The organism is Cyclobacterium sp. L-R (assembly GCF_056859355.1).
This window is the reverse complement of the sequence record NZ_JBSXOH010000089.1, coordinates 1-12,292: the sequence shown is the minus strand read 5'-3', so window position 1 is coordinate 12,292 and position 12,292 is coordinate 1. Positions and strand designations below refer to the sequence as shown.

The 12,292-nt window shown below is 39.8% G+C and carries 11 protein-coding genes; 9 read left to right on the top strand and 2 right to left on the bottom strand.

Annotation, left to right across the window (positions count from 1 at the left end; all coding sequences use genetic code 11):
• Positions 1–243: 243 nt before the first annotated feature.
• On the bottom strand, positions 244–942 hold the full coding sequence (locus AC13EX_RS17785) for a DUF2490 domain-containing protein (RefSeq protein WP_482893741.1): 699 nt from the start codon (positions 940–942) through the stop codon (positions 244–246).
• 130 nt (positions 943–1,072) lie between these two features.
• Positions 1,073–1,438 carry a VOC family protein gene (locus AC13EX_RS17780; protein WP_482893740.1) on the bottom strand — a complete coding sequence of 122 codons (366 nt, stop codon included), beginning with the start codon at positions 1,436–1,438 and terminating at the stop codon, positions 1,073–1,075.
• Positions 1,439–1,878: 440 nt separating this feature from the next.
• On the opposite strand from AC13EX_RS17780, the gene sbnA reads away from it, so the two are divergent.
• The 9 genes from sbnA to AC13EX_RS17735 form a co-directional block, all read left to right on the top strand.
• Positions 1,879–2,883 (top strand): 2,3-diaminopropionate biosynthesis protein SbnA, encoded by a 1,005-nt coding sequence (gene sbnA, locus AC13EX_RS17775; protein WP_482893739.1) that lies wholly within the window; start codon positions 1,879–1,881, stop codon positions 2,881–2,883.
• Positions 2,877–4,694 carry an FAD/NAD(P)-binding protein gene (locus tag AC13EX_RS17770; protein ID WP_482893738.1) on the top strand — a complete coding sequence of 606 codons (1,818 nt, stop codon included), beginning with the start codon at positions 2,877–2,879 and terminating at the stop codon, positions 4,692–4,694. The genes sbnA and AC13EX_RS17770 overlap by 7 nt, the downstream gene beginning before the upstream one ends.
• A gap of 18 nt (positions 4,695–4,712) precedes the next feature.
• The gene (locus tag AC13EX_RS17765) at positions 4,713–6,167 is read left to right on the top strand and encodes a type III PLP-dependent enzyme domain-containing protein (RefSeq protein WP_482893737.1); all 1,455 of its coding nucleotides are present in this window, start codon (positions 4,713–4,715) and stop codon (positions 6,165–6,167) included.
• Between the two features lie 312 nt (positions 6,168–6,479).
• Positions 6,480–7,376 carry a restriction endonuclease gene (locus tag AC13EX_RS17760; protein WP_482893736.1) on the top strand — a complete coding sequence of 299 codons (897 nt, stop codon included), beginning with the start codon at positions 6,480–6,482 and terminating at the stop codon, positions 7,374–7,376.
• Positions 7,377–7,383: 7 nt separating this feature from the next.
• Positions 7,384–7,713 (top strand): hypothetical protein, encoded by a 330-nt coding sequence (locus AC13EX_RS17755; protein WP_482893735.1) that lies wholly within the window; start codon positions 7,384–7,386, stop codon positions 7,711–7,713.
• A 259-nt stretch (positions 7,714–7,972) separates the two neighbouring features.
• Entirely contained in the window at positions 7,973–8,167 is a 195-nt protein-coding gene (locus tag AC13EX_RS17750; protein ID WP_482893734.1) for a thermonuclease family protein, read from the top strand.
• 24 nt (positions 8,168–8,191) lie between these two features.
• The gene (locus AC13EX_RS17745) at positions 8,192–8,473 is read left to right on the top strand and encodes a thermonuclease family protein (protein ID WP_482893819.1); all 282 of its coding nucleotides are present in this window, start codon (positions 8,192–8,194) and stop codon (positions 8,471–8,473) included.
• 821 nt (positions 8,474–9,294) lie between these two features.
• The gene (locus tag AC13EX_RS17740; protein ID WP_482893733.1) at positions 9,295–9,753 is read left to right on the top strand and encodes a hypothetical protein; all 459 of its coding nucleotides are present in this window, start codon (positions 9,295–9,297) and stop codon (positions 9,751–9,753) included.
• Positions 9,750–12,292: DUF6443 domain-containing protein (locus AC13EX_RS17735; protein WP_482893732.1), on the top strand; the 2,543-nt coding region annotated here is incomplete at its 3' end. The genes AC13EX_RS17740 and AC13EX_RS17735, both read left to right, overlap by 4 nt.

Below are 12,292 nucleotides of genomic sequence, written 5' to 3'. Positions count from 1 at the left end.
TTAGATGGGTTGAAAGATGATTTTGTCAGCATTGTTGTGGAAAAAGGGCAACAATACCGCCAAAATCGGAACGTAAAACCTATCTAATTTCCCAGGGTTGTCACCCTTGGCTACAAAAATGATACCCCTATTGGAGTTTGGATGTATATAAGATTAGGCCGGGAACTACTATTATCTAATGCTTGATTGGATAGATTGAGGACAATTAGAAGTTTTTTTTAAATTCCGATTTGAATATGGCCTTTAAAAATTATGGTGGAGGCTGAGCTGTAATTGGTTTTTGCTCCATTGGTCAGTCGATTGTCTCATGCCTCCCAGTTGAACTTTCAAGTCATTACTGATCATGTAGCCAAGGGCCACATAAAATCTGTTGCGGTCAAAGATTTCAACCGTATTTCCATTTCCTATACCTCTTTCGCCATTGATGAAAATTTCATTGTAAAGGGCCAGGTAGACAGTGTTTTTTTCCATGGCCGCTTTATTCAAGGCGATATTTAAAAATAAATTGTACCGAAAACGGGTTCTGAAGTCTTGGTTTTCTACAAAGCGCTGCTCATAGCGAAACCTATGGGTAGCATAAAATCGCTTGCCAAATTGAGAGGGGAACAGTGCTTCTTGATAGATCCTGCTCTCCATTGAAGTGCTTTTATCATCGCCGTAAACTCCCGAGGTAATATTGGCATAGCCCAAGGTGAATTTGATGTTTGTTTCCTTGGGCTGGTAAGTCAGCCCTCCCCGCAGCAACAATTGCTCAAGGTCTCCTCCTTTATTCCAGTTGCGGTATTGAATATCTCCTTGAAAGCCCCATTGACTTTCATTAAATGTAGTATTAAAAAAATACATGTACCAGGCCCCAGTTTTGTCCGTGTCTATTTGGGCTTTCCCAGTGAAGGGTACAAGTAGGGTAATGATTATGGGCAATAATAATAAACGCTTTCTCATTTTAGGGTTTAAATTGTGATGGTTGAGTTTTGAAACAGGAATTCTCTTATTTGAGCTATATGAAATAATAAAGATAGTTCAAAAAGTTGGTTTAGAATGCCTTCTGTACCTTAGAATGACCGATAAATGATCATTCCAGATGGCTTAATAAATTAATGGTCACCCCATTTGGGTCTTTAATAAAAAAGCGCCTCACGCCCCAGTCTTCATTAGTAATTGGGTATTCAATGGCTATTTTTTGTTGCATGGCTTTTTTATAATAAGCCTCAATGTTCGAAACTTCTATGGATAAGAATATAGCGGAATTATCCAGAGGGGAATTGTCCTTGTTTTGGAAGATTGAGATTTGAGCCGTAGGGTTTTCTTTAGAGACAAAGGTCAGCACCCAGCCCATCTCCATGGCCAATTCCATGTCTAAAAAATCAATATAAAAGCCTTTGCTTTTCTCCAGGTCATTGGAACACTCTGCTTGAACGATGATATAACAACCTGGCATAGCTTCCTTAGCTAAGTCCTAAATTATTGACGCAATAAATTTTTTTATGGACGCTATCTGTAATAGAGATCTTGTGGATATACCGGGCCGGATGGATTAAGTAGGTTACAGAAAAGTTGATTATATAAGCTGATAGGACTCCTTTCACTCGAATAAAACCATAGATGTAGATTTTATATAAAAAGAATAAATAGTTTTAAATAGCTGTTAATCAGCATTTAATATTGTTTTTTCAACCTGGTGAAAAAAGATTATTTACTTCCAAGTGGTCAAACAAATTAGGGGTGCTTTAGGTTGACTATGGGTGAAAAATTGTAGGGAGGGATATTTTATAATAACAATAATGCAGACATGTAATTTTAAACTGGCATAAAATTTATGCATTATGTAAATATAAATTATCAATTAATTAGGATTTCATCGATTAGAACATAAAGGTTATGATTACTACAGCTAATGTTTCGAATGTTGCCAGTAATATAGTTGCAACCATAGGGGAGACTCCTTTGATACGTCTGGACAAACTTTTTCCAGACAGCCATGCATCGTTTTATGGTAAATTGGAGGCCGCCAATCCTTCTGGAAGTTTGAAGGACAGGACTTCGATTTTTATCGTCAAAAAAGCACTTGAAGAAGGAAGAATAAATAGAGGGGACACCATTATAGAATCGAGTTCCGGTAATATGGCCTTGGGCCTGGCACAGGCATGTATTCATTATGGATTAAAGTTGATCGTAGTGGTAGACCCTAACCTGAACGCGCACACTGAAAAGTTATTGAAAACCTATGGAGCTCGACTGGAATACGTGAAAACGCCGGCTAAAAAAGGAGGTTTTTTAGCTGCCCGCTTAAATAGGGTGCAGGAGCTCCTGCAAGCCATACCCAATAGTTTCTGGACTAACCAATATGGGAATCCCAACAACCCTTTGGCACATCATAAAACCATAGACGAAATTATGAGGGACTTGGGTGGAGCCGTGGATTACCTCTTTGTGTCCACAAGCACCTGTGGTACATTGATGGGCTATGCCGATTATATCAAGGAGCATAATTTTGGTACAAAAGTGATCGCAGTGGATGCCTTAGGAAGTGTATTGTTCGGAGGGAAGGTGGCACCAAGACTTATACCAGGGCATGGGGCAGGTGTACAATCACAGTTTGTCGATACGGATAAGTTTGAAGGCCATGTGAAGGTCAGCGACCTAGATTGTATTGAAGGCTGCTGGTCCTTGCTAAAAAAAGAAGGAATACTCTGTGGAGGTTCTACAGGAGGAGTAATTGCTGCCATCGATCGGTACATCAAATACATCCCCAATTCCAGCAATTGTGTGTTTTTATTGGCAGATAGGGGAGAGCGGTACCTCGACACCATTTACAATCCGGACTGGGTATTGTCCAATTTTCCTGAAAGTGAGCCCATGCTAAAAACTTCTATTGGATGGTAAAGACGCGGGAGGAGAAAATGCAGGATGTTTCAAGATTTAATATTGCCATCGTTGGATTGGGACCAAAGGGTTTCTATGCTTTTGAGCGCCTGTTGGCACAGCTAAAAGCCCGTGAAATCCAAGAGCCTGTCGCAATACATCTGTTCAATCAAAATGAATTCTTTGCAGCTGGGAATGTTTACCGCCCTGATCAGGCGCCCTACCTGCTGATGAACTATGCGAATAAAAACATCAACTGCTGGACGGATGAATTGCCCACGGCCATTCTTGCCGACAGGTCTGACTTTGTCAGCTGGCTGCAAAATAAAACGGAGGAGCCGAATGAAGCATTGGAAGTAGATTTTGCTTCTCGGGCTACAGTGGGTAGCTATCTGATAGAGGGATTTGATCGCTTGTGCAAGAACTTGCCTGAGAATATACAGTTGGTGAAACATGTTGCGACGGTAAAGGATATTGAAAAACAGGGTGAAAAATTCAGGCTTTTTACTCAATTGGCAGGAGCAGATGAATTTCCTGCATTCAATAAGATTTTACTGACGACAGGACATTTGGGATGCGGGGCTGGATTTCTTGAGGGAAATCAAACCAGCCGTTTTATCGACTTTGTTTACCCTACTCATTTGGCTTTGGGACATATCGAAGCAGGAGCAAAGGTGGCCGTAAAAGGATTTGGTCTGACTTGTATTGATGCCATTCTAGCTCTTACCGAAGGAAGAGGAGGGAGATTTGCATTGAATGAGTCGGGTAAAGTGACTTATAAGGCTTCAGGAAAGGAACCCCACAAAATTTACCCTTATTCCAGAACAGGCCTTCCCATGATGCCACGTACTGGAGGGGCAGCAGACAAGAGCCCGCTTTATTTTCTTACGGAAGACCGTATTGCTTCGATCAAACGCTCAAAGCCTGTCTCTTTTGAAAAAACTTTACTTCCCTTGATTATAAAGGAGTGTATATTTAGCTATTACAGGGTGCTTTTCAGAAATAACCGGTGGAGATTGCTTTTCCTAGAAAAATATGACGGCATTCGTGAGCAAATTGAAGTTTTTCACAAATATCACCCTGAAGTGCAAAGGTTTAACTGGGAAACTCTTTTGGATCCTTTTGCCAATCAATCCACTTTGACGCATGCGGAGGTTTCTGATTATATAGAAAAACTGCTTTTTGAAGCCGAAAAGGGCCCTGAGGAAAGTCCTTTAAATGCGGCATTTGGCACTTGGCGCATGATAAGTGCGGGTTTCAATGAAATCTACAGTTTTGGAGGCTTGGATGCGGCTTCACACAAGTTGTTTGACCGAGACTATTTCGGCCTTTTTAACCGCATTGCCTATGGGCCTCCGGTAAAGAACATGAAGAAAATGCTGGCACTTGCTGAAGAAGGAATAGTGGACTTTGGATTTGTTCGAGTGGCGACTTTTGAAGTCGATGAATCCTCAGGCGTTTATGGCTTCCTGAAGGGTGAGAACCAAAAAGAGCAAGCCATAGACTACCTGATCAATGCTCGAATTCCCAGAAACAATGAAAGCGAAACACCCAGCCCCCTGTATCGTTCAATCTTGGAAAAGGGTATTGGAAGAAAATTCTTGAATGCCAGTGGAGGCACTTATACACCCGGTTGCATGGATATGGATGCAAGGGGAAGAATGATAGCAATAGATGGAAAGGTACAGGAAGGGATTGCGCTATATGGTACGCCTACAGAAGGGCTTACCTTGGACAATGACACCTTGTCGAGAAAACGAAATAATTTGGCTTCTCAATGGGCAGAAGAGGTTGCCATTGCCATTGAACTTAGAGAACCAGTAAACCAGTAGTAAACAATTGTATTGAAAATGAATCCTAACTATACCAAAGGTAATCCAAAGGCTGGGCTGACACCCATTACTTCCCCATGGATGCACCGTATTTTTGAAGACCAGAAAATCATCAGCAGGCTGATTGAAAAACATGGTTCGCCCATCAACCTGCACCATCTGCCCTCATTCTCCGATAATATCACTTCCATCAAAAAGCTTTTTGAAGCCTGTGGGTTAAAGCACCAAATTTACTATGCACGCAAGGCCAACAAATCCAAATCTTTGGTGAAACAGGCTTTGGAAGCAGGCATAGGTGTGGATACAGCCAGTCAAAAAGAACTGGAACAATCCATCGCTTTGGGTGGAAATGGAAAAAATCTGGTGCTTACTTCTGCCATCAAAACAAAGGCGCAATATGCATTGGCTATCAATGCGCAGGTACCCATTGTCCTGGACAATGAGGACGAATGTGAGCAAGCCCAAAGCATAGCAGAGGAACTGAATAAAAAAGCCATTGTAGGCATTCGCATAAGCGGTTTTACGGTAGAGGGAACCAAGCTTTACAGTCGTTTTGGCTTTGATATAACTGCCGTGGAGTCCTTTATTCTGGAAAATTTCGGGGAAAAAGGGCGTTTTAAAAACCTGTCTCTTCAGGGTTTTCATTTTCACCTGGATGGTTATTCTACCCTTCAGCGTGGCAAAGCCCTTTCCGATTGTATAGGTTTGGCCAAGCGACTCAGTGAGGCTGGTTTATCCATCGCTTTTATAGACATGGGAGGAGGAATATTGATGAACTACCTGGAAAGCGAGGAGCAATGGAAAGCCTTTGATCAGGCCCTGCAAGAAGGAGTGAAGGCCAATGACAATCCCCTAACTTTCAATGGTCATGGCCTGGGCTATGAAATGATCAACAATCAATTAACAGGCCAACTCAAAACCTATCCCTATTACAATCGCATCAATGGCACGACCTTTCTAAAGGAGGTGCTGGACTATAAAGATGCGGAAACCGGAGAGAACAATGCCCAAAGACTGAATGCCATGCAACTTGAAATTCGAATAGAACCAGGTCGCTCCCTGCTTAACCAAACGGGGATGACCATTGCCAGGGTAGCCCATAGGAAACAGGATGGCAGAGGGCAATGGCTGGTAGGATTGGAAATGAACATGAGTCAGATGATGAGTTCCAGTGAAGATTTTCTCTTGGATCCCTATGTGATGTATGCGGATAAGGCGGAGTCAAATGCACCTGTAGATGTGTTTTTCACAGGTGCTTATTGCCTGGAAAGAGATGTGCTGCTCAAGCGTAAAATCTCCCTACCCCAACTCCCTGCTATAGGTGATTTTGTTGCCTTTGTAAATACCGCTGGCTATATGATGCACTTTTTCGAAACCGAAGCCCACCTTTTCGAACTGTCCCAAAATTTAAGTTTTAGTAGTGCGGGGGATTTATCAGCATCTGATTTTGTGGAGGATGATTTGATTGGGTAAGTTTATTTAAAGGTTTGACTTTTCCACCTGTCCAACCATATTATTTTTTGATTTTTATGTAAAGTGTATGCGTTTAGCGCTTTAAAGTTGCGAAATTTAAGTTTTATTCGCATGTTAAAGTGATTGTTTCCAAATATTTTCCTGCCGTTTAAATAAAAGTGGCTTTAGGTTGCTTGAATTTTTGTCCTAAATAGTTAATTTGACATTTTAATAAGCTAAATGGGGTGGGTGTATAGTTGATATATAAGGAACTCAACTAGGAAATATAGCTATACCAATTGTTGAGGGCAATTAAAAAAACCGAATTAATAAATGGAATTACCTAAATATCACGAAACCTTTATGCCGATTTTGGATACGTTGAGTACGATTGAATCAATAAGCAGTCGAGAATTAGCAATAAAAGTTCGTGACAAATATTATTCGGGCTTACCAAAAGAACTTTTAGATAAGAAAACAAGTACTGGAGCCAATACTTTGATTGACCGAATACTTTGGGGAAAATCCTATCTGAAAATGGGCAAGTTTGTATTCTATCCCAATAGAGGAATGGTGCAAATCGGAGAAAAAGGAAAACAAGCTTTGGCAAGTAGTAAATTACTTCTGTCGGACTTACAAAATGACCCTGATTTCATTCAGCATCGCTCATCAGTTAAAAGCAAAAAAGATGACAAAGCAGAATTAGAAACTGTAGACGTTGACAATGCATCGCCACAAGACCTAATCGATACTGGATTTGAAACAATTGAAATAGAAGTTAAAACCGATCTTCTTGATAAACTTAAAGAAATTGACCCTTATTTCTTTGAAAAAGTGATTTTGATATTACTCAAAAGAATGGGGTACGGAGATTTTATTGAAACATCAAAATCAGGAGATGGGGGAATTGATGGAATTATAAACGAGGACAAACTTGGACTTGAAAAAATTTACACTCAAGCAAAAAGGTACAATGAAAATAAAGTACGTGAAAAAGATATAAGGAACTTCATTGGAGCAATGAGTGGAGACACATCAAAGGGAGTATTTATTACGACATCTACATTTGATGATTCAGCGATTAAAAAAGCGAGAGAGGCTCATCATTCGATTATATTGATTGATGGACCTAAACTGGTCGACTTAATGCACCAATACAATGTTGGCGTTCAAGTAAAAACAACCTATGAAGTGAAAGAAATTGACTACGATTTCTTTGAAGGAGAATAATTGACCTATGGGGAATAAATGGGGAATTCCAGTAGATGTAGAAATCTTTGTAAAAGATCGAGATAAAAACTGCGTTTATTGTAGAGTCGAGTTTTTAGAGAGCTATGATTCAAGAAAATCAAAACCGTCATGGGAACATATTGTCAACGATGTAAGAGTTAATGGAAAGGATAATATTGCTCTATGTTGTATTTCGTGTAATGCAAGTAAAGGAGCAAAACTAATTGAAGATTGGTTACAATCTGAATATTGTAAAAGAAAGAAAATAACAATTGACAACGTTGCAACTGTAGTGAAAGAAGCTATTGTCAATCCACCTGAAATAAAAAATAACTAGGTCCTCCAATTAAGCTTCAATGATTCGATTAAGGCTTTGGTTTATTGTAGTCCTGATCGATTGGGATTGTACTCCGCCTCTGGCCGCCTTTTGCTATGGGGATTGGGTTGCTTAAGGGAATTAGGTTGAAGCCTCCCTATTCTAGTGTAGCAAAAGTATTATCGATTCAACCCAATGTTAAATACGCAGATGACTTTGTATTAGTAAGCCTTAATTTTACTTCTACCCTATTATCTTTGAACCTTGATAGACTTCTAAAATGAACAAAACATATAAATATATTCTTGTCCTTCTTGTCTCGATAATCGTTGCTTATTATAATTCCGGAAAGGAAGAAGCTGAGCTTTCGGGTCTTATGCCTGTATCCAGAGTGGTGGATGGTGATACCTTTTGGGCTGAGGATGGGTCGAAAAAAGGAGTGAAAATTCGATTGATAGGAGTGGATGCTCCTTAAACAAGAAATGGGAATTATAAGAAAATAGGATTTTATGGACAAGAAGCCAAAGCTTACCTTACTGATTTATTAATCAATCAAGAGGTTTTGTTGGAATATGGTGTGGACAGTTTAGACCGATATGGAAGAACGCTTGCCTACGTTTATTTGTCGGATGGAACCTTTGTCAATGAGGAGTTAATAAAAAAGGGTTACGCAAGAGTATTATCGATTCCGCCCAATGTTAAATACGCAGATGCCTTTGTATCCTACGAACGTGATGCCAGAGAAAGTAATCGCGGGCTATGGCAAAAGGAATCTGAATAATCAATGGGCTTATAAGAATGTAGGTCAGCATTGGAGAAAACAAAGCATATTGATCGTATTGTTCTCTAAATTTTGGCTAAAGCCAGAAAATTCGATTTGACCCTATAAATGGGCTAAAGCCCATTCCTATTGAGTTGGTTTCGGTGGCTGAGCTGGCGATACCATAGGGCGGGAATTTATTTCTTGCGTTCTTGAACCCTAGATGTTTTAGTATTAATGAAATTTTAAAACTTTCCTATCAATGGGTTTTAGGTAAGCGTTGGTTATACTTAGAACTTATAGTGATCAGGAAGGATATTGACTAATGAAATGCTTTACAGTAATACCTATAATTTATTTAATAGGAAAATTATTATATAGCAGGATTGTCTATAGAATATTTCATAAACTATTTATTAGGGTGGTTTTTGTCTTGCGCTTTACTCTATATTAATTGTTTTTATTCTTTTTATTTATTATTTTCATTTTTAGGTGAATGCTTCATTCAAATTTTTTATAGTTTGAGGATTATGAAAATAGATAAATTGCATAGTGTTTTTTTACTGCTTTTTATTATTTATTGTATACCAGTAAATAATTATTACTTTTCTCAATTTCAACTATTTATTTTTCCTTCTTCACCAAATACAAATTCGATAATAAAGTTTACTCCTTTTTCACTTAATTATATTACAGGCATTTTTGGTTTACAGATTCTATTGCATTACGAATACGACTACCAGGGTCGTTTGAAAGCAATCAGAGATGATCAAGGTCAGTTAAAGGAACTTTATGAGTACAACTATCAAACAAGTGGATTAAACCCTTAAAGTGTATGAGCGATGGAAAAATTAATCTTATTTATTCTAGTAGTTTTTCATATCGCTGTAAGTCCTGTAGCTGCACAAAAGATAGAAGCAATTGATGCCCAAAACCTAATCGGATATTGGCAAACGGATTCTGTAAATCAGTTGTCAGCAATAAATTACGGTATATCGGCAAAAGGTTCAAAGACCAATAAGGCTGAATCAGAAGCAATGAAACAAGCCATTAAGTCCAGGTCATTTATTTTTTCAGAGGACGGAATCTTTACCGCCCAATGGGTATTGGGTAAAAGACAGCATATTGTCAATGGAAAATGGGAAATTGAAGGTACATCGCAGTTAGCTATTGAGATCAATGGGATAAAGACCAGTTATTCCCTTCGCGTTAACGGAAAAGATGGGATTTTATTGATACCAATGAAGGCGCGTCGTGGACAAATCCATGAGTTGTATTTTACTAAGAAGGATGGAAGATGAAGCCTTATGTCTTTTCACTTTTAATCTGTGTATGCGGGCAATATGTATTTAGCCAAGAGGTCACTCAGGTTCAGATAATAGGCCCGACCACTGTGAGTATAGGTGAAACAGCCCTATTTGAAGTTAATTTCTGGAATGGTTCCACTATGGTATATCCAAACAATGGGATTGGAAGTTTGTGGTCTGTTCCTGATGCAACGATCAACTATGAGACCTATAATTCCATAAGCCTGACTTTTAACTCAGCCGGTTCTTTTAACTTGACCTATCAGTTCATGACCTTTGATGGGAATTTTAATGACAACCTACAAATACGAGTACCCCACATAAACCCTTGTGAGGAAATAGAGGCTTCAGCTGAAAATGTTGCACGCTTTGAGAGTGGTTCAGTAGAACTTACAGCGTCTCCTGCACCTGCAGGTTTTGAATACCGATGGTTTGCTTCCGACCAAAACACTCAACTAGGGACATCCCAAAGTTTTACCACAGCTACGATCTCCGCAACGACTACTTACTACTTGGGATATGTTCATACCTCTTCCGGCTGTATGACACCTAAAGTACCGGTAAAGGCGATAGTTGCCAACCATAATTATGTGAAGAGATATACAGCGAAAAAAGCCGGGCTGAATGAAATGACAATTGTTTCGGCCAACTCAAACCAATCTCAAAAGCAATTCGCGTATCATGATGGACTTGGTCGCACCATGCAGACAGTGGGAAAAGAAGGTACGGTTTCGGGAAATGATCTAATCACCCCTAAGGTTTATGATAGCTATGGCCGTCAAAAATTAGAATATCTTCCCTTTTCCAAAAACAATGGAGCTAATTCAGGAGAATACCAACAATCAGCGCTTACTCAACAATATGCTTACTATTCCTCCCTATATGGAGCAAACCCCTCAGCCTATATAGAAAAAGAATTTGAAGCTTCCCCTTTAAATAGGGTCAATAGACAAGCCGCCCAAGGAAATGCCTGGCAAATGGGATCCGGTAAAGAGCAGAAATTTTCCAGAAGACCCAATACTACAGAAGAGGCCGTTCGGGTATTTACGGTAAATCAGAGTGGGCTTCCCGAAAGCAATTCAACTTTTCTTGCCAATGACCTTTGGGTAGAGATCACTGTCGATGAAGACGATAAAAGTACCCTCACCTACACGGATAAACTAGATAGGGTAGTGTTAAAAAAAGTGCAGAATACCGCTGCACCAACAGATGAAGGCCATTTGGGTTGGCTTTGTACCTACTATGTTTACGATGTTTTCTCAAGGTTATGCGTGGTTATACCTCCCAGGGCCACCCAAATTCTTGCCGATGCAAACTGGAGTACTGATATCAGTACCAATACAAACTTGGCGAAGGAACAATATTTTCGATACACCTACGATGGAAGAGGGAGGATGGTAGAAAAATACATACCCGGAAAAGGATTGGAATCTATGCTGTATGACAATCAAAACAGAATGGTAGGAGTTCAGGATGCCAATATGTCGAATGAAAGTCCAAAACAGTGGCTTTACACCAAATATGATGGACTTGGAAGAGTAGTGATGACCGGAATGACCAGCTCAAATGATGACCGGGCTACAATTCAAAACAATCTCAATGAGATGCCTTCAAATGAAGCCTCAGTAAAAGCCAATACAGCTAAGGTAAAAACAGGATCTAGAATTACTTCCGGTAAATACGATGGTTATCAGGAGTATGTAGCTGAAAAATCCATCAGCCTAAAACCCGGATTTGCTATGAAAGCCACAGGGAATCAAAATTTCACTGCTCAGATAGGAACAAGAAGTTCAGGCAAGGTGGGGGCTTGGCCTGCAAATGAAGACGATATACTTACTGTGAATTATTACGATTCCTATGAATTTCTTAGCGAATTCCCCTATGAAAACCCTGGTGCTCCTTTCTCTCTTCAGCCAACAACAAGGATTCATGGCTTACAGACGGGAAAAAAAGTGAAAAATTTGGAAAGCGGGGAATTTTATACCACCGCAATCTATTACGATGAGGAAGGACGAGTGATACAAACAATTGCTCAAGACCAGCTTGGGGGGACCATGCTGAATTCCACTACCTATAATTTTGAGGGTCAACCAATTCAGACATTGGTTTCAAGCAGTAGGGCTGAAATCCCCGATATTCTCCGAACCTTTACCTACAATGTCACCGGTCAAATTGCCTCGATAACACATCAAGTTGGCTCCGATCCTGCTATTACCCTTGCTGCTTATGCTTATAATGACCTAGGGCAGCTTGTTTCCAAATCATTATCGGGCCAATCAGCTTTCAGTCAAACCTATGACTATAATATTAGAGGGTGGTTAAATAGCCAGGGTAGCGATGAAATGGGGATATTCAAACAAAAACTCTATTACCATACCGGCAGCGAGAATAAATATTACAATGGAAATATAGCAGGCATCGAATGGGAGGGACAGGACGGAAAAGCGAGGAGCTTCGCTTACAATTATGACAATGCCAATCGACTGTTAGCTGCAAAGTTTGAAGCAGCAGGGGAAAATAACCATTATTCCCT